This window comes from Gammaproteobacteria bacterium (assembly GCA_013816845.1).
Classification (GTDB): domain Bacteria; phylum Pseudomonadota; class Gammaproteobacteria; order DSM-16500; family DSM-16500; genus Aquicella.
Map to the genome: position 1 here is coordinate 237,192 of JACDDU010000003.1, position 25,560 is coordinate 262,751.

General features: G+C 41.1%; 27 protein-coding genes. 10 read left to right on the forward strand and 17 right to left on the reverse strand.

The annotated features are described in order from the left end of the window. Positions 1 to 117: 117 nt before the first annotated feature. A complete protein-coding gene (miaB, locus tag H0W64_06975; protein MBA3661451.1) occupies positions 118 to 1,446 on the reverse strand; it encodes a tRNA (N6-isopentenyl adenosine(37)-C2)-methylthiotransferase MiaB in 1,329 nt (442 codons plus the stop codon). A 109-nt stretch (positions 1,447 to 1,555) separates the two neighbouring features. Here miaB and H0W64_06980 point away from each other — a divergent pair, with 109 nt between their 5' ends. The 4 genes from H0W64_06980 (at position 1,556) to H0W64_06995 (ending at position 4,304) form a co-directional block, all read left to right on the forward strand. Continuing rightward, a complete protein-coding gene (locus H0W64_06980; protein ID MBA3661452.1) occupies positions 1,556 to 1,867 on the forward strand; it encodes a (2Fe-2S) ferredoxin domain-containing protein in 312 nt (103 codons plus the stop codon). Then, on the forward strand, positions 1,858 to 2,598 hold the full coding sequence (locus tag H0W64_06985) for a 16S rRNA (uracil(1498)-N(3))-methyltransferase (GenBank protein MBA3661453.1): 741 nt from the start codon (positions 1,858 to 1,860) through the stop codon (positions 2,596 to 2,598). Before H0W64_06980 ends, H0W64_06985 begins: the two co-directional genes overlap by 10 nt. Before the next feature lie 82 nt (positions 2,599 to 2,680). After that, a complete protein-coding gene (locus tag H0W64_06990; GenBank protein ID MBA3661454.1) occupies positions 2,681 to 2,896 on the forward strand; it encodes a TraR/DksA family transcriptional regulator in 216 nt (71 codons plus the stop codon). Positions 2,897 to 3,005: 109 nt separating this feature from the next. Beyond that, on the forward strand, positions 3,006 to 4,304 hold the full coding sequence (locus H0W64_06995; GenBank protein ID MBA3661455.1) for a flavohemoglobin expression-modulating QEGLA motif protein: 1,299 nt from the start codon (positions 3,006 to 3,008) through the stop codon (positions 4,302 to 4,304). A gap of 65 nt (positions 4,305 to 4,369) precedes the next feature. On the opposite strand, the gene rimK is transcribed toward H0W64_06995, so the two are convergent. The 8 genes from rimK to H0W64_07035 form a co-directional block, all read right to left on the reverse strand. Next, positions 4,370 to 5,272 carry a 30S ribosomal protein S6--L-glutamate ligase gene (gene rimK, locus H0W64_07000; GenBank protein ID MBA3661456.1) on the reverse strand — a complete coding sequence of 301 codons (903 nt, stop codon included), beginning with the start codon at positions 5,270 to 5,272 and terminating at the stop codon, positions 4,370 to 4,372. Continuing rightward, positions 5,269 to 5,718 carry an ATP-dependent zinc protease gene (locus H0W64_07005; GenBank protein ID MBA3661457.1) on the reverse strand — a complete coding sequence of 150 codons (450 nt, stop codon included), beginning with the start codon at positions 5,716 to 5,718 and terminating at the stop codon, positions 5,269 to 5,271. Before H0W64_07005 ends, rimK begins: the two co-directional genes overlap by 4 nt. 109 nt (positions 5,719 to 5,827) lie before the next feature. Next, positions 5,828 to 6,211: a cytochrome c-type biogenesis protein CcmH gene (locus H0W64_07010; GenBank protein ID MBA3661458.1), complete on the reverse strand. Its 384-nt coding sequence runs from the start codon at positions 6,209 to 6,211 to the stop codon at positions 5,828 to 5,830. Continuing rightward, a complete protein-coding gene (locus H0W64_07015) occupies positions 6,204 to 6,746 on the reverse strand; it encodes a DsbE family thiol:disulfide interchange protein (GenBank protein MBA3661459.1) in 543 nt (180 codons plus the stop codon). The genes H0W64_07010 and H0W64_07015 overlap by 8 nt, the downstream gene beginning before the upstream one ends. Further along, positions 6,743 to 8,647: a heme lyase CcmF/NrfE family subunit gene (locus tag H0W64_07020; GenBank protein MBA3661460.1), complete on the reverse strand. Its 1,905-nt coding sequence runs from the start codon at positions 8,645 to 8,647 to the stop codon at positions 6,743 to 6,745. Before H0W64_07020 ends, H0W64_07015 begins: the two co-directional genes overlap by 4 nt. Next, on the reverse strand, positions 8,644 to 9,072 hold the full coding sequence (gene ccmE, locus H0W64_07025; protein MBA3661461.1) for a cytochrome c maturation protein CcmE: 429 nt from the start codon (positions 9,070 to 9,072) through the stop codon (positions 8,644 to 8,646). Before ccmE ends, H0W64_07020 begins: the two co-directional genes overlap by 4 nt. Next, the gene (gene ccmD / locus H0W64_07030; protein ID MBA3661462.1) at positions 9,065 to 9,229 is read right to left on the reverse strand and encodes a heme exporter protein CcmD; all 165 of its coding nucleotides are present in this window, start codon (positions 9,227 to 9,229) and stop codon (positions 9,065 to 9,067) included. Before ccmD ends, ccmE begins: the two co-directional genes overlap by 8 nt. Continuing rightward, on the reverse strand, positions 9,222 to 9,956 hold the full coding sequence (locus tag H0W64_07035; protein MBA3661463.1) for a heme ABC transporter permease: 735 nt from the start codon (positions 9,954 to 9,956) through the stop codon (positions 9,222 to 9,224). The genes ccmD and H0W64_07035 overlap by 8 nt, the downstream gene beginning before the upstream one ends. A 190-nt stretch (positions 9,957 to 10,146) precedes the next feature. Between H0W64_07035 and H0W64_07040 the strand changes: the two genes are divergently transcribed. Beyond that, the gene (locus tag H0W64_07040) at positions 10,147 to 12,090 is read left to right on the forward strand and encodes an aconitate hydratase (GenBank protein MBA3661464.1); all 1,944 of its coding nucleotides are present in this window, start codon (positions 10,147 to 10,149) and stop codon (positions 12,088 to 12,090) included. A 76-nt stretch (positions 12,091 to 12,166) separates the two neighbouring features. Then, complete coding sequence (locus H0W64_07045) at positions 12,167 to 13,366, forward strand: ABC transporter permease (protein MBA3661465.1); 1,200 nt, start codon at positions 12,167 to 12,169, stop codon at positions 13,364 to 13,366. Between the two features lie 3 nt (positions 13,367 to 13,369). Here the strand turns inward: H0W64_07045 and H0W64_07050 are convergent, their stop codons facing one another. The 5 genes from H0W64_07050 to wrbA all read right to left on the reverse strand — a co-directional run bounded on the left by H0W64_07050 (position 13,370) and on the right by wrbA (position 17,445). Continuing rightward, entirely contained in the window at positions 13,370 to 14,086 is a 717-nt protein-coding gene (locus H0W64_07050) for an ATP-binding cassette domain-containing protein (GenBank protein ID MBA3661466.1), read from the reverse strand. Then, positions 14,083 to 14,961: an ABC transporter permease gene (locus H0W64_07055; protein MBA3661467.1), complete on the reverse strand. Its 879-nt coding sequence runs from the start codon at positions 14,959 to 14,961 to the stop codon at positions 14,083 to 14,085. The genes H0W64_07050 and H0W64_07055 overlap by 4 nt, the downstream gene beginning before the upstream one ends. Next, positions 14,961 to 15,941: an ABC transporter substrate-binding protein gene (locus H0W64_07060; protein MBA3661468.1), complete on the reverse strand. Its 981-nt coding sequence runs from the start codon at positions 15,939 to 15,941 to the stop codon at positions 14,961 to 14,963. Before H0W64_07060 ends, H0W64_07055 begins: the two co-directional genes overlap by 1 nt. Before the next feature lie 218 nt (positions 15,942 to 16,159). Continuing rightward, positions 16,160 to 16,819, reverse strand: a complete 660-nt coding sequence (locus H0W64_07065; protein ID MBA3661469.1) for a polysaccharide deacetylase family protein — start codon at positions 16,817 to 16,819, stop codon at positions 16,160 to 16,162. Next, positions 16,816 to 17,445: an NAD(P)H:quinone oxidoreductase gene (wrbA, locus tag H0W64_07070; GenBank protein MBA3661470.1), complete on the reverse strand. Its 630-nt coding sequence runs from the start codon at positions 17,443 to 17,445 to the stop codon at positions 16,816 to 16,818. Before wrbA ends, H0W64_07065 begins: the two co-directional genes overlap by 4 nt. 140 nt (positions 17,446 to 17,585) lie before the next feature. Here wrbA and H0W64_07075 point away from each other — a divergent pair, with 140 nt between their 5' ends. Further along, complete coding sequence (locus H0W64_07075) at positions 17,586 to 18,911, forward strand: hypothetical protein (protein ID MBA3661471.1); 1,326 nt, start codon at positions 17,586 to 17,588, stop codon at positions 18,909 to 18,911. Here H0W64_07075 and H0W64_07080 read toward each other — a convergent pair. From H0W64_07080 to H0W64_07090, 3 genes are read right to left on the reverse strand one after another with little or no spacing between them, the layout of a single operon-like run. After that, positions 18,891 to 20,636 (reverse strand): hypothetical protein, encoded by a 1,746-nt coding sequence (locus tag H0W64_07080; protein MBA3661472.1) that lies wholly within the window; start codon positions 20,634 to 20,636, stop codon positions 18,891 to 18,893. The two genes, H0W64_07075 and H0W64_07080, sit on opposite strands and share 21 nt — an antisense overlap. A gap of 48 nt (positions 20,637 to 20,684) precedes the next feature. Continuing rightward, on the reverse strand, positions 20,685 to 22,142 hold the full coding sequence (gene pyk / locus H0W64_07085) for a pyruvate kinase (protein MBA3661473.1): 1,458 nt from the start codon (positions 22,140 to 22,142) through the stop codon (positions 20,685 to 20,687). Then, positions 22,139 to 23,332: a phosphoglycerate kinase gene (locus H0W64_07090; GenBank protein ID MBA3661474.1), complete on the reverse strand. Its 1,194-nt coding sequence runs from the start codon at positions 23,330 to 23,332 to the stop codon at positions 22,139 to 22,141. Before H0W64_07090 ends, pyk begins: the two co-directional genes overlap by 4 nt. Positions 23,333 to 23,437: 105 nt before the next feature. On the opposite strand from H0W64_07090, the gene nhaA reads away from it, so the two are divergent. From nhaA to H0W64_07105, 3 genes are read left to right on the forward strand one after another with little or no spacing between them, the layout of a single operon-like run. After that, positions 23,438 to 24,565, forward strand: a complete 1,128-nt coding sequence (gene nhaA, locus H0W64_07095; GenBank protein MBA3661475.1) for a Na+/H+ antiporter NhaA — start codon at positions 23,438 to 23,440, stop codon at positions 24,563 to 24,565. A gap of 41 nt (positions 24,566 to 24,606) precedes the next feature. Beyond that, a complete protein-coding gene (locus H0W64_07100; protein MBA3661476.1) occupies positions 24,607 to 25,311 on the forward strand; it encodes a CDP-alcohol phosphatidyltransferase family protein in 705 nt (234 codons plus the stop codon). A 42-nt stretch (positions 25,312 to 25,353) separates the two neighbouring features. Then, on the forward strand, positions 25,354 to 25,557 hold the full coding sequence (locus H0W64_07105) for a zinc-finger domain-containing protein (GenBank protein MBA3661477.1): 204 nt from the start codon (positions 25,354 to 25,356) through the stop codon (positions 25,555 to 25,557). Positions 25,558 to 25,560 lie beyond the last annotated feature (3 nt).

Sequence of the window (25,560 nt, forward strand, 5' to 3'; positions counted from 1 at the left end):
TTAATTATAGCCGAAAGCACTAGGGTATTTACTAGTAAAATTTCTCTTTAAGAATGAAAAATTGAAGAAAAACAAAAATTTGAGCGGTATGTTGTTGATTATTGGAAAAATTTGAACTTAACTTATCCGCTCACCCACTAAAGCATATGTTTTTGCTTCAGTGATTCTAACTTCTATTATTGTATTGATCACGGTTAAGTCATCTTCAGCAAAATTAACAATACGATTATTTTCAGTCCGTCCACACATCCGTTGTGAGTCTTTGCTGGAAATGCCTGTTACCAAAATTTTTTGCACACTGCCAATCATGTTTTGACTAATGGTGTGTGCATTAAAAGTGAGTCGATCTTGTAATATTTTAAGTCTTTGCTTTTTGGTTTCAGTGGGCACTTCATCTGTTAAGTTCGCAGCCGGTGTGCCGGGACGCGGACTGTAAAGGAAACTGTAGGATTGATCAAAGCCGACATCATGGACCAGTGCCATCGTTGCTTCAAAATCTTGATCTGTTTCGCCAGGAAACCCAATAATAAAATCAGAAGAAATACTAATCTGAGGACGAACTTGGCGGAGCTTGCGAATTTTAGATTTATATTCTAGGGCTGTGTACCCTCGTTTCATAGCAGCAAGAATGCGATCAGAACCACTTTGTACGGGTAAGTGTAAATGATCAGCTAATTTATCCACACTAGCGTAAGCATCAATAAGTCGCTGGGAAAAAGCAACCGGATGCGACGTTGTAAAACGAATACGTGCTAAATCGTCTATCGCCGAAATATATTCTACAAGGGTGGTTAAATCTGCGTGAACATTTTCATGCATCAAACCTTGGTAGTCATTAACGTTTTGCCCGAGTAACGTAATTTCTTTAACACCTTGTTGAACGAGTAAGGCAACCTCGGTTAAAACATCATCAAAAGGTCGGCTAATTTCCTCGCCGCGTGTATAAGGAACCACACAAAAACTGCAATATTTACTGCAGCCTTCCATGATCGTTACATAAGCTTGCGGCCCATCAGCGACAGGTGTGGGAAGGCGATCAAATTTTTCTATTTCGGGAAAAGTAATATCAACAATAGGGCGTTGTTTTTTGATTCTTTCATTCAGCATTTCTCCCAAACGATGTAAAGTTTGGGGTCCAAAAATTAAGTCAACGTAAGGTGCGCGTGTTAAAATAGAACGACCTTCTTGACTCGCGACGCAACCGCCTACGCCAATAATGAGATGGGGTTTTTTTAACTTCAAAGCACGCCATCGCCCCAACTCTGAAAAAACTTTCTCTTGGGCTTTTTCACGAATTGAACACGTATTAAGAAGCAGGATATCTGCCTCATCTGGATTGGTTGTTTTTTGTACTTTATGACTCATCGATAAGACATCAAACATTTTGCTTGAGTCATATTCATTCATTTGACAGCCATGAGTTTGAATGTAAAGCTTGCTGACCATTGGACACCTATTCGAAAGTACCGCGTATAATAAGCTAACTTTTAATTGTAAGGTAGTTATCAAAGTGGATTCGCTAAAATATCGGGTTGAGAAAGTCGGGTTGCCGAGCATGCGGCATCACATTTTCCTTTGCTGTGATCAAACTGTACCCAAATGTTGTGATAAAAATGTTGGGCTCGTCGCTTGGGATTATTTAAAAGATCGCTTAAAGCAATTAGGTAAAGAAAAAGAAATTGGGATTAATCGTACCAAGGCCAATTGTTTGCGCATTTGTGAACGCGGGCCAATCGCGGTAGTTTACCCGGAAGGAATTTGGTATCACTCCTGTACCGAAGCGGTTCTTGAACGAATCATTACCGAACATTTAATCAATGGCACACCTGTTAAAGATTTTATCTTTTTTCCCGAACAATGCGAATAACTCGGATATACAGCGCGGAAAAACTTATACCTGGGGTTATCATTTCTCTAGAAAATGCTCCTACGCACTATTTAATGCGGGTGTTACGCGCACGAGTGGGCGATTCCCTTTTATTATTTGATGGTTCAGGGGGCGATTTTAAGAGTATTATTCACTCGATCTCTAAAAAAGAAATACAAGTCAAGATACTCGAATTTATTCCCAAAATAGTAGAATCACCCCTTAAAATTCATTTGGTCCAAGGCATCGCTAAAGGCGATAAAATGGATTTTATTATTCAAAAAGCTGTGGAGTTAGGGGTCACTGAGATTACCCCGCTTTGCACAGAATACACTCAGTCTCGGTTACCTCCAGAGAGAGAAGCCAAGCGACTCGCCCATTGGCAGGGTGTAATCGTGAGTGCATGTGAGCAATCTGCTCGTACGCAATTGCCTATTTTAAATGAACCCATCCGATTTGCAGATTGGATGAATGCAGGTTCGGTTGCAACTTCCTTTATGCTCACACCAGGCGCCCCCCAATCTTTGTTAACTACATTACGCTCCCATCCCACCGCCCCAACGTCGATAGCGTTGCTAATCGGCCCAGAAGGCGGTTTTTCCCCCGTAGAAATCGCCGCAAGTACGGCAACAAATAGAATCCCTGTTTCTCTGGGCCCACGGATTTTGCGCACGGAAACGGCTAGTATCGTCGCGCTTAGCATTATCCAAGCCGAAGCGGGTGACCTTTAATTCGTAAAAAAATTGCTCAGACTATTGACAGATTCCATCAGTTGAGTAAAATGTCCACCTTTTTCATAGATCGGAGAAGTGCATGGCTGATGAAATCGATTTAGCAAATGATCTTATTGATAGTGAAGTTTCCAGAGCTCTATCAAAATTAAGACAAAATACGCAGCAATCAGCAGAAGGGTCGAAACTCTGCTTGGAATGTGGGGAAAGTATTCCATTGGGTCGTCAAAAGCTTGGGTTTGTGCTGTGCGTTCCTTGTGCTGAAGAAGACGAACGTCGTAAAGCTTTATTTGCCTAAAATTCCTCGATTTATCTTATTTTCCAATACGATATTACTTTTCATCATTTTACCGTCGTGATTGGAAATCACTTATAATAAGAAATGGAATTTAATAAAAGGGACGGTAATGGCGAATGGAGAAGTTTTAGGAGAATACGCCCAGGCTATTCATGAGCTTTCCGAGCGCATGGTCGCTGCTCAAAAACCTATCCGAATTTTGGATGCCTTGAAATGGGATACTGAAACGGAATTTAATTTTTTCAAAAATAAGGGTAAGCAATTACCTGCAATTGATCGCGAATTTTATCTTAAAAAAAATCCTCTTACCTTTAATCCCGAAGAAAAATTAAAAGAATTTCAGGACATTGATCGCAACATTCGACGCAAATTAGGCCAATATAGTGGCGTAGGTAGCATCATGCAGCGCATGTGTTATGAATATTGTCGAGTCGTGCAAATGCTAGTAGCACGTGGTACGCCGCTTTTTTCAGAAATTTCACAAGAGTTATATGGCAGTGCCGAAGACGCTTTTCATGTGGGTGCACCGACGTTAAAAGATATGGCTCTCCTGGTTAGTGAAACACTTACCAACCTTAAAGACCAAGTGCGCAGTGAGGATGATGCCGAAATCTTTACGAGTGAACAAGCGGTCGAAATGTTACGCGAACGTTTAGCAAAATATTTTTACGATAATGATTCAATCCGCGTTGAGTTAAGCGATGGGATCATTGCCGATGCTGCAGCCGGTGCTGAACGTATAAAAATCCATGAAGGTTTATTATTTTCCTTACGCGAAATCCGCACATTCGAAATTCATGAAGGTTGGGTCCATTTGGGGACGACGCTAAATGGAATGGCTCAGCCTATTTGTACTTTTCTCAGTAAAGGGCCACCTTCCTCCACAGTCACGCAAGAAGGTTTGGCGATTATCACGGAAATTTTTACTTTTTCATCCTACCCAGGACGAGTTCGACAATTAACTAATCGTATTAATGCGGTGAGTATGGCCGAAGAAGGCGGTAATTTTTTTGATGTTTTTCAATTTTACCGAGAACAAGGCATGTCAGATTTGGAAAGTTATCAAGCTTCGGTTCGTGTGTTTCGCGGAAGCACACCTGATGGCGGGCCGTATACGAAAGATTTAGCTTATAGTAAAGGCTTTATTCTCATTTATAATTTCATGCGGCTCGCAGTACAGCGGGGTTTAGTGAATCGGATCCCTTTGCTTTTTGTAGGCAAAACAACTTTAGAAGATTTGCATATTCTCTCTGATTTACAAGACGAGGGAATTATTACGCCACCTAAATATATTCCGCCTCAATTTAGTGATTTGGCTGCCTTAAGTGCATGGATGGTCTACTCACTGTTTTTAAACCGGCTTGACTTACGCCGGCTTGCCATTGATTTTAAAGGGTTATTGCAGTAGTTGGATGATCGAGAGATTGAGTCTCCAGTCGAACTTGCAGCAACGGGTCACGAGAGACTCACTTTCTATCGCTCATTATCCTTTTCATTTCCCCGAACGCCTGATTCGATGAATTTAATAATATCCATCGCAACATTGATTGAAGTCGCTTTTTCTATGCCTTCTAACCCCGGGGATGCATTAACTTCCATAATTAACGGACCGCGATTTGATCTCACTATATCAATACCCGCAACATTAAGGCCAATAATATGCGCAGCACGGATGGCCATGTTTTCTTCTTCATCAGTAATATCAACCGCTGTTGCAACGCCGCCGCGATGTAAGTTGGAGCGGAATTCTTCCGGGGATTTAGCCTGCCTTTTCATGGCAGCGACCACTTTGCCGCCGACCACAAAACACCGTATGTCAGCACCGCCTGCTTCTTGAATATATTCTTGCACCATGATGTTAACTTTCAAGCCTAGAAACGCTTCCAAAACACTGCGGGCGGCTTTAGTGGTTTCAACTAAAATGACGCCAATCCCTTGCGTTCCCTCCAAAAATTTAATCACTAAAGGAGGACCGCCGACCATTTTAATTAAATCTTTGATTTCATCGAGCGAATGCGCAAAACCGGTAATGGGTAAGCCAATCCCTTTTTTTGAAAGCAGTTGCAAAGAGCGGAGTTTATCTCGGGCTCTTACAATTGCAACTGAATCATTGACACAAAAGACACCCATCATTTCCAATTGCCGAATAACTGCCGCACCATAAAAAGTAACGGAGGCACCAATTCTTGGAATGACGGCATCGTAATTTTCTAATTCATTGCCCTTGTAATGAATCGTCGGTTGAGATGAAGTGATATTCATGTAACAACGCATGGTATCAATCACGTGCGCTTCGTGACCGCGAATGGTCGCAGCATCAACTAAACGTTTCGTTGAATAAAGCGCTGCAGATCTTGATAAAATAGCAATCTTCATCTTGTTGAAATCCTAGTGGTCACAAATGATCGAGCTGGGTTTACAATAAATCGTTTTCGCAAAGCACTTCGACCGAGCAGCATGCGAAATAACATATTTTCTCGTTCAGTTAATGTAATTTCAATGGGCCAAGATTGGATACCAATGGTAATCATGGTTTGAATAACATAGCGTTCTTCCTCATGACCACCTGAGTCAGTTACAACCCGCCGATCAACAATATCCGCGACACAATTGGTTATATTCTTGACATCATGCTGAAAAGGGTGGATGGCGAATCGAATTTTTTCTTGGCCGTGCTCAGTAAATGGTTCTAAGGAAAAAGCATGAAGTGCAGACGTTCTAGCGCCTGTATCTATTTTTGCTTTAATTTGTGCGATATTGAGGTCGGGTAATTTTACCCATTCTCGCCAACCAATAAGCGGATATTTTCGCAAGGGCTTCATTAACTTGACGTTTTTTTCAAGCTCTTGCATAAATTTTCCCGTTTTTAAGCGGAGTTAAGGAGACAGACATGTCTATTTCTATCCTAGCATAATTTATTGTTATAAAAGGTTATCGAGTCAGGCGACGTATTATGCCACCGACAATTAAAAAAGCGATAAAAGGAAAGCTCCAAAGTAATAAAGTGGTAGGGTTAACGGGGGGTTGTAATAAAATAAACTCCCCATAACGGCTCACTAGAAATGTTTCTATCGTTTGATTTGTTTCATTATTTAAAATCATTTGATAAATTTTTTCACGCAAGTCTTTAGCCAGTGGCGCATTGGATTCATCTAAACTTTGATTTTGACACACGACACAACGTATTTGTTTTGTCATTAAATGGAAGCGTTGCGCTGCTTGTTGATTTTGAAAAGTATAAAGATCTTCTGCAGCCATAACTTGATAGGGAGCTAAAGCATAAAAGGTAAGCATCAATAAAAAAAATTTACGCATTGTTTTCTATTTGCTTAATGATGGGTAGTAATGTTTTTTGCCAAGTTTCTGCGTCAATCACACCCACATGGCGGTATTGAATGGTACCTGTTTGATCAATCACAAAAGTCTCCGGGGTTGCATAAACCCCTAATTCGATCGCAACCTGACCTTTCGCATCAACACCTGTTTTAAGATAAGGATTGCCTTGCTGATGAAGTAACATCGTTGCTTTTTTAGGATCATCTTTATAATTTAAGCTATAAATCGGAATGTGATAGTCGTTTGCTATTTTCAATAATTGGTCATGCTCAAGCGCGCAAGCATAGCACCATGACGCCCAAACATTAAATAAGGTTACGCGATTTTTAAAATCATTTTCAGTGAGGGTTTGATCTGGAGCAAGTAAATCGGGTAATGAAAATTTTGGAATTTTTTGTCCGATTAATTGCGAAGGAAGTTCACGTGGATTGTGGCTAACAATTTGCTGATAAAGAAAAACAACAAGGCCGAATAATAAGAGAAAAGGGATAAGTAGTTTAATTTTTTGTTTCATGCCTGCGCGCTCCTCTGCGATCGACGTTGCAACAAGCTGATGCAACCCCCTAAAATCATAATTAACCCACCAAACCAAACAAGCCGGATAAAAGGTTTGTAATAAATGCGGACTGACCAGTAGTCATTTTCTAAGGGTTCGCCTAAAGCGATATAAAGATCACGAAAAATGCCCGGGTGAATAGCCACCTTGCTCATGACCATTTCCCGTACTGTATAAACTCGCTTTTCTGGCTGTAAAGAAGTGATATAGCGTTTATTTTTTAAAACGGTAAATTCGGCACGAATTCCTTTGTAATTCGATCCATCATCCCGCTTTAAATCTGAAAATAAAAAATGATATGCATTGAGCTGGATGTGATCCCCCGGTTTCAAGCGCACTTCGCGTTCTTGATTAAGTAAAGCAGTTAAAGCAAGACCCAGTACAAATATTGCAAAACCAAAATGCGCAACCGACATGGCGCGATGTTTTTTACGGGTGGCAGGTACTGATAAGATAACCCAAACAGCGAGCGTCACGCACACTGTCGTTATCCAATCAAATGAGTCATGCAAGAAAAATAAAAAACTCAAAGTCAGTATTAAACTTAACGCTAATTTCTTCCAAACCTTTTGCCATGGTAGGGTGACCGGTTGATTTTGCCAGACGCAAGCGGGCCCAATCACCATCATAATCATGGTCAGACACACCAAGGGCAACATGACTAAATTGAAATACGGTGCACCAACAGAGATCGATTGAAAATGGAGCGCTTCAATCAAGATAGGATAAAGCGTTCCTAATAAAATGGTGAGCATGGCAATAATAAGTAAGCCAGAATTTAAATATAAACTTACTTCCCGAGAGACCAGGTTAAGAGCAGAATTTTTTTGCGTGAAATATCCAGTGGGCAGAAATAAATAAATTAAAAAAGAAAGTAAGCTAATACTTGTCAGCATGAGTAAAAGAAAAACCCCACGACCTGGGTCACTTGCAAAGGTATGCGCAGAAATTAAAATGCCAGAGCGAACGAGCAGCGTTCCTAACAAGCTTAACAGAAAACAAAAAATAGACAGTGTTGCGGCCCATGCAATACCGATGTTACGTTTTTCAGCAAGCAATAATATATGGATCAGCGCAGTTCCTGCCAACCAAGGAAGCAAGGATGCATTCTCAACCGGGTCCCAAAACCAAAATCCGCCCCATCCTAAAACGCGATAAGACCACCAACTGCCAAGCAAAATACCTAAGGTGAGGAAGCACCAAGCAGCGACAGCAAACCGCCGCGTCAGGGGCAACCACACAGAAGGTGGCGCTCGCATGAGCAATGCGGCCTGTGTGATTGCAAAAGTACATGCAAAACCAACGTAACCGGCATATAGCATCGGAGGGTGAATAACAAAGCCAGGATCTTGTAAGAGTGGATTTAAGTCTTGCCCAATGGCTGGTCCTAGATTTAAAAGAAAAGGATTCGAGGTAAAGATCAAAAAACATAAAAAGCAAAAACTTACAAAACCTAAAATAGCGAGCGTGAGCGTGCCAATATCAAGTTGCTGGGGATCAGCACGTAATTGCCAACGATTTACGATGTAAAAGATCATGGTCCAGAGATTTAAAATAAAAACCCATAATAAAATGGAACCTTCGTGCGCACCCCAGGCAGCCGTTGCGCGGTATAGCAAGGGTAACGTTTCATGAGAATTAGCTGCAACATAGGCAATAGAAAAATCATTCAAGATAAAGGCGCTGATCAGGAAGAGAAATGCAAGCGTGACAAAAATAAATTGGGCGATGGCGCTAACCCGGGCAAAAGCTAAAGCATAAATATTTTTACGAAAAAAACCATAGAGTGGTACAACACTTTGCAAGAAAGCAAAAAGGCAAGCGCACAAAAGGGCATCATGACCCAAAGTTGCAATCATGTCAGTTGCTCCTTCGCGAGGGTTTGCTGAATTTTTTGTGGCATATAATTTTCATCGTGCTTCGCTAAAATCATGTTGGCCATAAAAATTCCGTCTTTGTTAAGATACCCATCTGCTACCACGCCTTTACCTTCGCGAAAAAGATCGGGTAGAACGCCTGTGTAGTTAACGGTTACCTCGTGCTTTAAATCCGTAACGGTAAATTGCACGGCTAATGTATTTGGATTGCGAATGAGGCTATGTTGTTTCACCATGCCGCCTAAACGAAAAGCCGTAGTAGAAGTTTTTTTATGAACGAGATTGCTCGGTGTGACAAAAACGTTAAGGTTTTGGTTCAATGCATAAAGCACCAAGCCACCTGTTAACGTCAGTCCAATTGCGAAAGCCATGACTATATACACTTTACGCCAGTGATACTTATTCATGAGCGTGAGGCGTAGATTGCATTACTTTTTTATAACGTTGCCATTTTTTCCACGGTTTGAACCATTCCCATAACAACAAAATAAACACCAGACCATAAGCACTAAAAACATAACCACCGTAGCCACTCATATAAAAAAAGGTTTGGATGTTATGCATGCGCTTTATCCTTTAACCAATGATAATTTTGTTGTTGCGCGATGAGTTCATAACGCATTCGCAATAATAGCACCATGCCGTAATAAGCGAGGAAAGCAACGATCATAGCAAGCAGAGGATAAAGCATGCTTTTATCGATGGCTGAAGGTGAAAAGATTTTAAGCGTTGCACCTTGGTGCAGTGTATTCCACCACTCCACTGAGTAGTGAATAATGGGTAAGTCAAGACAACCCACGAGCGTTAAAATGGCCACAGCACGTTCGCCCTCTCGTTTTTCCGCAACCGCACTTTGAAAAAGCATAATACCGATATATAGGAAGAGTAAAATTAACTCAGATGTTAAGCGAGCATCCCAAATCCACCAGGTGCCCCACATGGGTTTACCCCAAATGCTGCCTGTTATCAACGCTAAAAAAGTAAATAAGGCCCCAATCGGCGCGCTATGCCGTAATGCGAGTCCTGCAATTTTCAGTCGAAAAATAATTAAGCTTGCGGCGCACATTCCCATGACGCCATAAATAAAAAGTGACAAAAAAGCACACGGTGCATGGACGTAAAGGATCCGGAAACCATCACTTTGTACGGCATCGGCGGGCGCCAAAAAAAGACCGGCAAGCGTTCCGTAAGTAAGGGAAACCACAAATATCGCCGTTAACCAGGGTAATAGGTTGTTTGCGAACACAAAAAATTTTTTCGGCGACATCAGGCAGTACAATATTTTATACATTATAGTTAGCCTTCGTGGCAGAGGGGGAAAAGCTAGAAATCCTATCAAAGGATAGGTTGTGTGACAACTATCCTTATTTTCGACTATCAATTAGTACCTTCATACGAAACCTACTTTACCCAAATCAATGCCGTATAATGTTAGGAAAGGGGAAATGCATTTCTCTGCATCCAGAAAAGGAATTCTGCTCATGAACGTTACCCATCAACTCATTCAGTCACATTTGCAGGAAGGCAAAATGCTTCCTGATCATGAAATCCATTTAAAAATTGATCAAACATTGTGCCAAGATGCGACGGGCACGTTGGTTATGTTAGAACTCGAGGCTATGGGATTGAAACGCGCGAAGACGGAACTCTCCGCCCAATACGTTGATCATAATTTGATTCAAGAAGATTACAAGAATGCGGATGATCACTTATTCCTGCAAAGTGCAGCGGAACGTTTTGGGTTGTGGTTCAGTCGTGCAGGAAATGGGGTCAGCCATCCTGTTCATATGGAGTTTTTTGGCAAGCCCGGTAAAACCATGGTCGGATCAGATAGCCATACTTGTGCAGCAGGCGCTTTAGGGATGCTTGCAATTGGTGCGGGAGGACTGGAGGTGGCGCTTGCTATTGCCGGCCATCCCTTCCCAGTCCAAATGCCACGCGTGTTGGGGGTGAAATTAAGCGGTAAGCTACCCGCTTGGGTTAGCGCTAAGGATATTGTGTTGGAAATGCTACGTCGTCGTGGCGTCAAGGGCGCGGTCAACTGTGTCATTGAATATTATGGTCCAGCCTTAATTGATTTAGACGTATGGGACCGTCATGTGATTGCCAATATGGGTGCGGAGATGGGCGCGACTACAACTGTTTTTCCAGCCGATGAAGTGACGCAGCATTTTTTACGTATCCAGGGTCGAGAAGAAGACTTTATTACGCTAAAAGCATCAGCGGATGCAACTTACGATCTCACCGATGAAATCGACTTAAGCAAACTTGAACCTTTAATCGCATTGCCATCAAGTCCGGGGAATGTCGTTCCCGTGAGTGAAATTGTTGGTCGCGATTTGTACCAAGCCTATATCGGTTCATCAGCGAATCCCAGTTATCGAGATATGGCCATGGCAGCCTTAATGGTCAAAGCCCGCGCAATTCATACCGGTGTTTCCTTCGATATTAATCCAGCTTCTCGCAATACTTTAGAAGAACTAGCAGAAGAAGGATTGTTAGCGCATTTAATTCATGCGGGTGCTCGTATTCATCAAGCGGGCTGTAACGGTTGCATTGGCATGGGTCAAGCTCCGGCCAGTGGTCGAAATAGCTTACGTACTGTGCCCCGTAATTTTCCTGGGCGATCTGGTACGAGAGAAGATAGCGTTTATTTGTGTAGCCCGGAAACCGCAACTGCTGCAGCCTTAACGGGAAAGATTACCGATCCTCGGACGCTTGATATGGCTTATCCGGAAGTAAAACCGCCCAAGAAAAAAGTTATTAATAAAACTATGTTGCAAGCGCCTTTAGCGGAAAAAGAGGCACTTGCAACTAAATTGATTAAAGGACCGAATATTGCATCCTTGCCTGTATTGGAACCTATTCCTGAAAGTTTGAAAATAGAAGTGCTTCTTAAAGTCGGTGATAATGTTTCCACCGATGAAATATTACCTGCCGGGGCGAGAATTCTTCCTTATCGCAGCAATATCCCCAAAATTAGCGAATTTACTTTTGATGTGCTTGATGAAACTTATGCAAAACGTGCCAGCCAGTTTCGTAAGGAAGGTCGAGCGCATGCTATTGTGGGTGGTGAAAATTATGGTCAAGGTTCAAGTCGCGAGCACGCAGCTTTAGCGCCCCGTTACTTAGGTTTACAACTGGTGATCACCAAAAGTTTTGCGCGGATTCACTGGGAAAATTTGATTAACTTTGGTGTTTTGCCCCTCACTTTTGTTAACCCAGAAGACTTTGCCCAAATTCAGCAAGGCGATGTCCTTGTGATTGATCATATTCTGCAAACGTTACGTCAGGGCAAAGAATTAACGGCCAAAATAGTCGGTCGCGATCAAGAAATTTTATTACATCATCGTCTTTCACACCGACAAATTAAAATTTTAGAGGCAGGCAGTCTCATTAATTTAATAAAAAATTCAGCACCCTAGGTCGTGAATACGGAAAACGTTTCCGCGTTGCTTAAAAACCAGTAAAATACCGCAATAATAATTAAAAGAGACGGTAATGAAGTACGTTGAACATGTGAAAGAAGGATTACGTAATCTCTATTTCTCCAAACTCCGCTCTGTTTTAGCACTTCTTGGGGTTTTGGTCGGGACCGCATCAGTTGTCGCTATGGTTCTGGGAGGCGAACTTGCAACGAATGAGGCATTGAAGCAATTTAAATCCTTAGGTACTGATTTATTTGCGATCTCGCTTAATAATTCTTCTGATGATAAAAATGTTGATAGTGGTAAAGCAGAAAATTTGACGTTGCAACAATCGTTTGATTTAGTTAAATCCGATAAAGATATTTTACAGTCCGCGCCTTATACCCAAATTTATTATCCTGTTTATTATCAATCCGTGCCATTGAACGCCATTATTTTAGGTGTTACCGATCGGTTTGCAGATATTGTGCATATCAAATTAACGCAAGGACGGTTTGTTTCTGTTGCAGATAAATACGAATTTTTCTGTGTAATTGGTCGTGATGTTTATAATGCAATGAAAGCCATTTCATATAAAGATCCGCTCGGTCAACAATTGCAAATTGGCAAACATATTTTTGTGATCGTTGGCGTTGCTGATAGTTGGCCGGAAAATAGTTTTCTTTACGCCAATATCGATACTTCTGTTTTAGTCCCTATTATGGCTTCAAGCATTATCAGTAAATACGCAACAATTAATAATATTATTATGCGTCTTACTAAAGACGCAGATATCGAACGCGTCGAAGTGAATGTGACGAATGCAATTAATAGTATGGTTTCTGGCAAGCAATTGACTTATCGCAGTGCCACCGAATTGATTGCAAAGATGCGTAATCAAAGTGATATCCTTACTGTCTTTTTAGGCTTAATTGGTAGTGTTTCATTACTGGTCGGCGGTATTGGCGTCATGAACATTATGCTGGTTTCAGTGATGGAGCGTCGCCGCGAAATTGGTATTCGTTTAGCCGTTGGGGCTAAGCGTCGTGATATTAGCGCTCTTTTTTTAATCGAAGCGATTATGCTTTCTCTCGTGGGCGGTTCGCTTGGCGTGTTAATTGGAATTATCGTGGCTTACATTATTGCCTTCTTTTGGCAATGGGAGTTTACCTTATTCCCCTTGCCACCCATTGCCGGATTTTCGGTTTCGGTCGCGGTCGGTATTTTTTTTGGTTTTTATCCTGCTTATCTGGCCTCAAGACTCAACCCAATCGATGCACTCCGTTCGGATTAAGCCTTAAAAACAACTCGCTAATAACTTTTCTTTGGTGAGTTGTTGTTTTTCGTCATAGGAAAAAGTTGTCAGCATTTTACCTTCAGCCAATACAATAATTTTATTTCCATAAGTTAGAGCAATATCTAAATCATGCGTCGTTAAAATACACGTGATATGGTGTTCTTTAATTTTACGTGCAGTGAGCATCATGATTTGTTGGGATGTTTTGGGGTCGAGTGCACTGGTATGTTCATCTAGAAGTAATAATTGTGGTGGTATTGATAAACACATGGCTAAGGCAAAAGCTTGTTTTTCACCACCAGATAATGCCGTCGTTAAACAATTTAATTTTTTGCAGAGATTCGGATTAAAGTCATGCAAGTAGTGTTGCAGCGCTTCAGGTTTTAAAGGATTACCCTGACTGTGTAACAAATAATTTTCATAAAGCGTCAATGAATTAAATAAAGATTCACTACAATTTTGCGTCAGCAAACTCACTTGTTTGGCATATTTGTTTAAAGCATATTGCGTAACACATCGCCCTGCAAAATGAATTTTGTTCTTTGGCGGTGTGTGAGTGCGATTTAATAATTTAAGTAAGGTACTTTTACCCGAGCCATTACTCCCAAGCAAAATGACAAAATCCCCGCGTTCAATGGTCAAATCTAAATGTGAAACTGCAGGATATTCGCGCTCTGGAAATTGAAAACAGAGTTGATCGAGCATTAATATTGTCATGATCCATTCCCCGTAAGTTGGGACTTCCCCGCGGTCCGCAGAAAAATGATTAATACAATGCCTAAGATCATTTTAAGATAGATCGGATCAACATTAAGTCGTAATAACAGTGAGAGTGAGAAAAAATAAATTAACACGCCAATTAAACAAGCAATGAATTCTGCCGTTAAGCGAAAATGCTTTTTATAAAAGCGTGAAAAAAGATGATGCCCTAAAATAATAGTGCCGATACCAGTTAACGTAACCCCTAAACCCATGCCAACGTCTGCAAAGCCGATGGTTTGTGCGGTTAAACAGCCAGCACTTGCGGCAAGCATATTAGTGATCGCAAAACCGATTAACCGGTAGGTTTCAATATTTCTTCCTTGCTGTTTAAAATAACGAGGATTATCACCAAATGCCCGCAAAAATAATCCTAAGCGAGTTTTCAATAGGAAGAGGACTGTCAGACAAAGTGAAATGACATAGAGTGAAACCACGAACCAGCCTAATAAATCGTCCTTGGCGAATGCGTTCGCAACCAGAGTGGGCTGTGAAAGTAAATTAATATTAGGTTTACCCATGATGCCTAGATTAAGACTACTCAAAATAAAAGCAGCCAGCACACCGGCAAGTAAAGGATCAACGCGATCATTACGTTGAATACTGGCAGTTAACATCCCAGCCAATGCACCGGCTGCGAGCGCACTGATAAAAGCAAGGTAAGGAGAATAGCCTAGGGTCACAAGACGTGCAAAAATGGCTGCACCCAGCACAAAGCTACCATCGAGCGTCATGTCGGTTGCGCGCAAAATGTTATAACTAATGCTTATTCCAAATGCTAACGGCACAAAAAGGAGTGCTTGGGTCAAGATGGCAAAAAGAGATTCAAACATTATTGATCACCTAAATAGCGGACGGGATAGTGAAATTTTTTGGCGATCGTTTCTAAACTTTGAATGTCTAAATTATTTTTTGGAAAACTTTTCTTATTCACAAAAACAAGGAAATGCTTCATATCGACCATAGGCATAGTGCAAATAGACGTGCCCGATAAAACTTTTGTTGCCATGGCAGCGCCTTCCATCCCTATTGCTTGCTCTCTGACGCCCAATGCAAAATCTGCCCCATCTTTTACTGAACCTTCATCCGAAGTAATAAGGGGGATGCCCCGTTTGTGAGCCGCTTGCACGATAGTTGCAATACCGCTGACAAGTAAGGGATCTTTTAACACTAAAATTGCTTGCGGATTTTTGAGTGATTGGGTTGCGCCGTATAATTCCTGCAAACTAGGAATCATAAGAGGGGTAATAGTCATACCCAAATTTTTTCCTTCAATAACCATTTTTTTTGCGTCATCAAAAATTTTGTCAGAAGGCGTATACAGTAAAGTCATTTGCTTCAATTCGGGATAAGTCGTATGAATGAAATGAAGCATCGTTTTAACTGGGATTTCGTCGTGGACAATGTTGATGTTACAAATTTTTTTCTTTTGACGATCTGCTTCCGTATAAACTGCGGCTAAACCAATGATAGGGACATGCGGAATCATCGCAGCGGCCATTTGCGTCGGACTCGTGGTCACGGGAACAATTAAATCATAACGCTCATTTTTCATTTGTTGCAAAATCGCACGTTGTATATTTAAGTCGCCTTGGGCGTTTGCAATTTTAAAGTGAGCTTGGGGGTATTGTTTCTTCAATGCATCTACGAAGCCTGCAACAATTTGATCGAGCGACTCGTGAGCGATAGGCATCACGATGCCAATTTGTTTTTGAGAAGATGATTGTTCACATCCGCTGATCAAAATAGTCAGCGAAAATAAAAGCGTAAATTTTACAAGATATTGAATTTGCAGATAAACTGATCGATACATCACGAAGTCCTCACTCAAGTTTTTATAAAAAAGCCACCGCTTGCGAACTTAACTTCGCCAACGCCAACCTGAACCTGAAATGAGTAAAGTGAATGTACACATAGCGGGTTACTATACAATAAAGGACTAAAACCTGTAAAGCGCCCTCGACCTTTTATAGCGACGCTTGTTGCCCCGGAAGACGCTTAAGCGGAAAAAGGCCTACTGCGCTTTTGCTTTTAACCACAAATCGTGCTGAATCCTAATCCTTTTTTCTTAATACCTTCGATAATGACCGGCAATGCTGCGACGGTTTGTTCTCTTTTGTTGTAACCGTCATGCATTAAAATGACTTGGCGAGCATACGCATTCTTGATGACCCAACTTGTAATTTTTTCGACACCGGGACGTTCATAATCAAACGAATTAAATCCCATGGCAACGGGCTGCATGCCATGCGCACGAATTTCTGCCCGAACATGTTCGTTGGATGCGCCAAACGGATAGCGTAAACATTTGGGTTTGGTGCCGATGATGTTATCTACAATGCGCATGGGGGCAACAATTTCATTTTGCAATTGACTTTCTTTAATTTTGGTCAGCATGGGATGCGTTTGTGAATGACTGGCAACCACATGACCTTGCTCGTAGATGGCTTTAACCAGCTCAGGATGAGATTGTGCATTAGCGCCCACAACAAAAAATGTAGCTTTGATGTTATATTTTTTCAATATCGCTAATATTTGCTCTGTGTATTCTACCGCAGGTCCGTCATCAAAAGTCAGTGCAACGGTTCCTGGTAAAGGTTGCGTACGAATTGGCGTTTCCATCCCTTGTTGGGCAGCAAAAACGGCCGGAGCAAACAAAGCTAAAGCGAAACTTCCTAGTTTACGGATCATGATTTTCTTCCTCGCTTTAAATCGCGGGTAATTTCAGCGACATGTTTGCCTTGGTATTTTGCAATGGCAAGTTCATTTTCCGAAGGTACCCGCTTACCATCATTACCTGCGAGTGTGCCTGCCCCATAAGGAGAACCTCCGGAAATTTCATTCATTTCCATGATACGTTTTTCAGAATAAGGTACGCCTACAATGATCATGCCTAAATGTAATAAAGTCGTGTGAAAGCTCGTAATCGTTGTTTCTTGCCCACCGTGCTGGGTGCCAGTGCTTGTATAAACACTACTGACTTTACCGACAAAAGCATTTTTCGCCCAGAGACCGCCCAGCTGGTCCAAAAAGTTGCGCATTTGTGAAGACATATTGCCGAAACGTGTGGGCGTGCCGAAGATATAGCCATCAGCTTCGTTAATACGATCGACAGTAATAATTGGAATGTGTGCAAACGTTTGTTGGGCCGCTTTAGCGCCTGATTTTTCTAACATTTCTTCAGGGATTAATTCGGGAACCCGGAAAATTTCAACAGTAACATCTTCTACTTCGCGCGCACCTTCTACGATCGCTTCGGTCATTTTAAAAATATGACCATACATGCTGTAAAAGATGACTTGTAATTTTGTCGACATCGAAGCTCCAATCCCTGTGAGTTTGATTAAGGTTACATCCTACAAAATATTGGTAGCTGAGGTAAAAGAATTTTTAATATAAAACTATGATTTTTTTACTTTATTGCAGGATAAGATTTCGTTAACCCCAGAGCTTTATAATGACAGTCGGTTCTTGTCCTAAGAGTCCTTTAGATATGTTAGGTAATCGTCACCATTTATATGAAAAATTTGAGTTAGTTAGTCTCTTCCAGTCAGAAGAAGCGACCAGTTCCTTTTCCCATAAAACTCAAATTATGCGTAAACTTCCCAAAGATAACCAAATTACAAATGATCCCTTATTTTCTGTTAACTGGGTCGTTAAAGAAGCGCTGATCGCGGGACAACCCGCTTGGTCTAATTGGGTCTCAGCCTATATTGAACTTGTGACACAAGAATTCTTGAGATTATTTAATCAATGGACTCAACCTAAAACGCGTTTGCTGCTTGATCTTAACCGAAATCCTTTTATTGCTTCAAAAAAGATATGTCTAAATCCTTATAAAAATTTGTCCCCGTTTGCATTTGATGATCGGATTAAAACAAGTGACATTAATAATTTAGGAAGGATATTGGTTTTAGCGTTATTTCAAAATGAAAGAGATTTAAAATTTGGCAACCTTAATGGGAATGCTTTCGATTGCATCGTAAAGATTGATGGCGATCATAGTTTATATGCCTTGGGATTACCCTTAGATCAAAGAAACTCACAAGAGTTTACTGCGCATGACTTACAAGCTCTTCCTGATGTTGTTAATTATACCCCTTACAATTGGCTTTATTATATTAAACAGGAGAAAAGAACTCTCCATGGTAGTTCGTTTCATGCAGACTTACCTTCTTCACCTTTTCGAATTGAAATTCATAAAACAACATTAGAATTACTTCTCCTGCCTGAAAAGATGTTCGAACAATTTTCTAGTTTTTACATTCCTGAGGATGAGGTTTTTGAAGCGATCTCTTCGAAATCATTTTTTAAAGCAGTTGCGGACATGTACTTAGCAAGACAACAAATATTATTAAAAGCAGCACTTGAATATGATGCTTTTAAACTTTATTTATTTAAAGAAAACCATCAGGAGCTCATTGAAGGACTGGCAGACATGCTTACGCGGTTTCAAGGTAAAGGCAAAATAAATCCATTTCCAATATTGAATAAAACGTCGTTGATAGAAGACTTAAATGATAACCTTGCCGCATTGATGATGAAGTATGAAGTAAGTCGGCCTTTACCCAGTCAAGTGAAAAACTTTCCTAAACAAAGTGATAATACATTTAAAAAAATAAAACATAATGATCAAGCTGAAGATCAACCTATCCTATTGATTGATTGTGTAACGCTGCAGCGCAACCTTTCGAAATACTCACCTACTTTGTTTAACAACAACATCAATAATAATAACACTGATCACAACAACAAGGTGCGATCATCCCCTTCGTTGAAATAAATGCCGTTGTTGTTGCTGCATCTCTATATTAATGGAACAAGCTAAGCGGTCCTTCTGTTCGAAGGGTTTGGATGCCCAAAAAACTTTTTGGAAAATTTTAAAAAAAGAACCTTCTGAATTTTTCTCTTCTAATTTTTGCAATAAATTGCGTATCTCATCAAGCGAATCTTTAAAAGAAGGTAAAGTGGGTTGATTAAAGAAAGCCAGGATGTCATGAACTTGATCGACTTCATCCGGTAGATAAGCGCTTTTTAGTAAGCCTGTTTTTATTCCCTCAATACTTGAACTAAATAACTGTAAAGTTGACTTCTTTTTATGACTAATGGGATAAGCTTTGAAAAAGATTTCCCCCGCAGTCAGTGCAATATTACGAAGATGCTTCAAGATTTCAGGCGCGTTAGTGTCTTGAATGGGCTCATGACTTTTATTAGTAAATTGCAAATGGTGTTTTTTTAAAGTGCGGAAATCAAATTTAAAATGTTGCGGATTTCTTAAACTACAAGTTAAGGTAACATAACCATTTTCAGTGAGGTAAGCGCCAGTGTAGGGGTGGCCTGCAAATAATTTTCTTCTTTGTAAATCACCGCCACCACCACCCGCACCAATTTGGCATACCGTAATTTTTGCCGGGTCATGCGTCAATTTCTCAGGTGAAATATAAAATGTGTTGTAATAACTTAAATTATGATCATGAGCCCCCAATAAAACATCAGGCATCGTTTTCAAATACATAAATAGCAATCCCAATAATTCATTATAGGAAGCGTTATGGGTATGAAGAAGCGTTTGTAATTGTGTTAATTCCTCGGGCGTAAGATAGAAAGGCGTATCATAACCCGATGGAAAGGCTCGCTTACTTTGTGTGTAAAATAAATGATGCATTCCTACAATAGTTTTCCGGCCGGCCGCTTTACCTAATGCAAATTGTTCGGTAAACCACTTCGCTTGATTGTTATTAAGTGCTGCAAGTTTTTCAGGCGCATTATCAGAATTGATCCATGTTAAAAAATCGGCCGGGAAGGTGTTTGAATCAAGTAAGAATATTTGTGTGTCACCGGCAATAAGAGAATAAAAATAATAAGGCATTGTCCATGCCTGCATATCTTTGAGAGGAAGCTTGAGCTTTGAAAAAGTTTGAATGAGCTCTGCGACAGAATTAAACTTCGTAGCATCTTCTTCTTTGAACCGCACATTGTCAGGGACATAGTTATGTGCGGTCTCATTTAGTGCAATGATTTTACCGCGTTGGAGAAAAGGAATTTTAAAGGCTTTAAGAAAATATCGATACTCATGATTGCCCTCAACTAAAACGCTTGGAACTTGATTTATTTCCTGCAAATCCTCGCGGTAATATTTTTCATTAAAACTAGGATTAAACTCGGGGTCAAGGGGCGATGATGCACCATATTCATAAATGTTATCACCAAGGAAAACCATAAGATCAGGGCGTCGTCCTGTTTCAATAGCAGTCTTATTCATAAGTTCTGCGACTTCTCGTTGGGCATCCTTTCCTGTTCCTTGGCAACCGACAAAATTAATGACTAAGTCATCATGTTTAAAACCTGTTAACTCATAAACGCGTGGGCCAACAAGTTCAACTGCCTGTTTTGCAGCATCAACCAAAGGCATTTTGTCGATGTCTGAAATCAAAGTATTTTTATTTTCGGCTGTGTTCAATTCGCACAGAGGTTGAGCAGATTGCTGGCTATGTCGTCCAGTGGTCATAGTAGTTCCATATTGGATGAGAGAATAATTTAATGGTTGCGATTTAACTTAGAGCGAAAGATTCGTATAATCCGGCAAGTCACCCACCGTTACAATTTTCATAGCATTTGTGCGACCATGAATACCGATGGTGTCACCTTTGGTAATAATGACTAAATCACCCATTTTCAAAATTTCACGCTTTTGCAAGCAAACGACTGCAGCATGATTTAACACGCGTCGATCGATAGGCGTTGCATCAAAAGGTATGGGGTAAACTCCGCGATACAGGGTCATGCGGCGTAATGCTGATTCATGACGACTCAAACCATAAATCGGAATGTTAGAATTAACACGCGACATTAAAAGTGGCGTCGTTCCCGATTCTGTCAGCGCAATAATGGCTTTAATGCTGAGATGATTGGCAGTAAACATCGTTGCCATAGCAATTGCTTCGTCTACATATTTTAAACGGTTTTCTCTACTGCGGGGACTCGTTTTTACGAGATGGTGTTTTTCCGCACTTAAACAAATTCGATCCATCGCGGCCACTGCAAGTTCAGGATAGAGTCCCACAGCTGTTTCTCCGGAGAGCATGACTGCATCCGTGCCATCTAATACCGCATTTGCGACATCTGATACTTCAGCGCGTGTTGGAATGGTATTGTGCGTCATCGTTTCGAGCATTTGGGTCGCAGTAATGACGGGTTTATTATAATTACGGGCTAATTTAATTATTTTTTTCTGCACGGCGGGTAGCTCTGCATCTCCAATTTCCACACCTAGATCACCGCGTGCAATCATGACAGCGTCTGATGCTTCTAAGATACCCACAATATTTTGTACGGCTTCCGCGCGTTCAATTTTTGCAATGATACGTGGATTGCCACCCGCTGCTTTTAATAAAATGCGTGCTTCTTTAATGTCATCGGCATAGCGAGGAAAAGAGACGGCAATAAAATCAGCTTGTAACCGCACTGCTTCTTTAATGTCACCGCGATCTTTTTCAGTGAGCGCAGCAGCAGAAAGACCACCGCCTAAGCGATTAATCCCTTTATTGTTCGATAACTCCCCACCCACAACAACTTGGCAATGAATTTGTGTTGGTTCAGTTTTGAGAACGCGCATGACGATGCGACCGTCATCGAGCAGTAACGTATCGTTGACTCTCACATCGCGTGGCAAATCAACATAAGCAAGTGAGACTGCGGATTCATCCCCCGCTTCTTCATCAAGCGTGGTATCTAAAACAAAGTGTTGATCTTCTTTTAACGTAATTTTTTTATGCTTGAAACGACCAATACGAATCTTCGGACCTTGTAAGTCAATTAAGATCGCCACAGTTCTTCCGTGTTGCGCTGCAATACTACGCACCATTTGAATGCGTGCTTCATGCATGCTAATTTCGCCGTGCGAAAAATTCGCGCGGAAAACAACGGCCCCCGCAAGAATAACCTTTTCCATTACGTCAGGGTTATCAAGCGAAGGGCCTAAAGTGACAACAATTTTAGTACGCCGAAGGTTCATGCAACTTTATCATTTTTTGCGACACGCTCTTCTAACGCCGTTAAGACCGGAAGTTTTTTACCTTCCAGGAAAGTTAGAAATGCGCCACCGCCAGTGGAAATATAATTTATTTTATCTGCGATTTTATATTTTTCTATTGCGGCGAGTGTATCACCACCACCTGCCACTTTAAAAGCTTTGCTTTCAGCAATCGCTTTAGCAATGGCTTGCGTTCCTTTAGAGAATTCTTCAACTTCGAATGCACCAACTGGGCCATTCCAGAGGATGGTCTTGGCCTTTTTGATAATACTGGTAAAATTTTTAATGGTGTCAGGACCGATATCAAAGATTTTTTCGTTATCATCAATTTGTGAAACTAAACGTACATAAGCTTCAACGCCTTCTGTTAATCGTTCTGCAACGACTACATCAATAGGCAAAGGAATTTCTGCATTACGTTGCTTGGCTTCGAGGGTGAGTCTTTCCGCTTCGTCAATTAAATCAGGTTCATGCAAAGATTTCCCTACCGTGTAACCTTCTGCTGCGAGAAAGGTATTGGCAATGCCGCCGCCAATGATTAAGTAATCCACTTTCTTAGATAGGGAATCAAGAATGGCTAATTTGGTTGAAACTTTAGAACCACCAACAATGGCAACCACAGGATGCACCGGTTTCTCTAAAATTTTATCTAAAGCGTCCAATTCTGAAAGTAATAAGGGGCCAAGACAAGCAATCTTCGCGTGTTTGATAATGCCGTAGGTAGAAGATTCCATGCGATGCGATGTCGCAAAAGCATCCATGACAAAAATATCGCACAACGATGACATTCTTTTAGCGAGCTCAACATTGTTATCAGTTTCGCCATGATGGAATCGTACGTTTTCTAATAGGACGAGTTGATGATCGCCCATGTTAATACCGTCTAACCAATGAGTAAGGAGCGGGACTTCCATACCGAGAAGCTTGGATAAATGGCGTGCTACAGGTGCAAGTGAAAAAATTTCTTCATTGACTCCCTCAGTTGGGCGTCCAAGATGGGACATGAGCATAACTTTGCCACCTGCCTTGAGCGCCTGCTGAATCGTCGGGATTGCTGCCCGAATACGCAAGTCGCTTGTGATATGACCCGCTTTTAATGGCACATTAAAGTCTTCTCGGATTAAGACCCGCTTTCCTTTCAGATCAAAATCAGACATTTTTGGCAGTGGCATTTACTACGCTCCATAAGATAAACATAATGTTGCTGAATTTATTTCATAACTGTCCGAAACACAATACTGCTAAACCCTTAAGGCGCTGCGATGAAGACAACTAATATTCTGAAACAATTTTTTCAAATGGAAGCTGCAAGCGGCATCATTTTATTTGGAGCGACGATTCTTTCCTTTTTATGGGTCAACTCGCCTTATTTTCTTAAGCCAAACGCTGGGAACGTTGTGCTGCATTTTATCGTTAATGAGGGATTGATGAGCGTTTTTTTCTTTCTTATTGGTATTGAATTGAAGCGCAGCTTTGGCCAAGGACAGTTGCGGGGAGAGCAACTTATTTTACCAGGAATCTGTGCATTATTAGGAATGGTTATCCCTGCGCTGATTTATTATGGAATTAATATTTCGCACGAAAATCACGTAAAAGGATGGGCAATTCCAGTTGCAACTGATATTGCTTTTGCTATTGGCATTCTATCTTTATTCGGAAAACGCGTGCCTGCTGTTTTAAAACTGTTCTTACTTTCACTCGCAATTTATGATGATTTGGGTGCCATCATTATCATCGCAACGTTCTATTCTCACGCCTTCACTTGGCTAGGAATGGCGTGGGTAGCACTGGCAATAGCGAGTCTTTTCATTTTAAATCGATATGCAATTCAATCACTAAGCCTCTATCTACTCTTCGGGGGGCTGCTCTGGGTTGCTTGCCTCAATGCCCATATTCATCCCACCATCTCGGGCTGTATACTCGCATTGATGCTGCCGAATCGACCGGCTAGCGGGGCGATAAGCTTACAAAAAATTGAGCAAACCCTCCACCCTTGGGTCGCTTATGGCATCATGCCACTCTTTGCTTTCCTTAATGCAGGTGTTTCCTTAACCCTATTTAATTGGGAAAACTTAACCGATACGCTGGTGTTAGGTATTATTTTAGGTCTCTTTCTCGGCAAGCAAATTGGCGTGATGACAGGTGTTGGGATAGTAGCTTGTTGGAGGAGAAAACTTCCCCGCGATACCACATGGTTGCGTTTTTACGGAATCGCTTTGCTCTGCGGTGTAGGTTTTACTATGAGCTTGTTTCTTGGTACCCTGTCCTTCCCAAATGACAGTGTATATTTTGCCAAAGTGCAACTGGGGGTCGTCATTGGCTCATTGCTCTCAGGCATAATGGGAGCCTTAATGTTGTGTGTGGCTTTTGCTAAAACGTCCAAAGAGAGGAGTAGACTCGTTTGACAGATGCGTATTTTTCACCCTCAGTAAGTTTATCAAGACGCATTACTGGGTGGTTAATCCATTGCTTTACAGCGAGCGGTGCATGCATTGGATTACTAGCTTTACTCGCCATCTATCAACATAATTGGTTGCTCGCTTTATGGTTAATGTGGGCTTCTATATTTATTGATGCAGTCGACGGCATGTTTGCACGTCGCGTTAGAATCAAAGAAGCTGTGCCGCAAATTGATGGTGCCTTACTTGATAATATTGTCGATTTTTTTACATATACTTTAGTCCCCTGTTTCTTTTTACTCGTGACTGATTTGTTACCTGAATATTGTCGAATTTTTTGTGTGATGATTGTAACTTTCTCCTCTGCTTATCAATTCACACAAGTCGATGCAAAAACAACTGATCATTTTTTTAAAGGCTTCCCCAGCTACTGGAACATTGTGGTTTTTTATCTCTTCTTTTGGCAAATGACTCCGTTAACCAACATGTTTATCGTCTTATTGCTCGCCGTATTAAGCTTTGTACCGATTAAATACGTCTATCCTTCTCGCTTGGATTATTTAACTAATAATAAATATCTACGTTTATGCATGATTGTTTTAACTGTCATATGGGGCGTTGCGACTTGTGGGTTGCTTTGGCTTTATCCCAAGTCTAATCATTTTTTAGTTGCCATTTCGGTAGGTTATTTGGTGCTTTATCTTGCGATAAGTTTGTATCGAACTTGGGTACCGCTCAATACTGCGGAGTAACATTTAAGTCTTCGGTTTATAATGATAATAAAAGGTGTTGTGATGGAAACCGATAAACAAGCGTGTACAAAACGACGTTACGAAATTTCTCACCAAGATTTGCCACTTTCTTGTCCGCCACGCGACCGACGCATTTGGGATGCCCATCCTCGGGTTTATTTACCCATCGAAGAATTAGGCTCAGTGGTTTGTCCTTACTGTGGTGCAGAATATGTATTACAAGGATTTAAGCCTCTTGAAAAGTAGTGT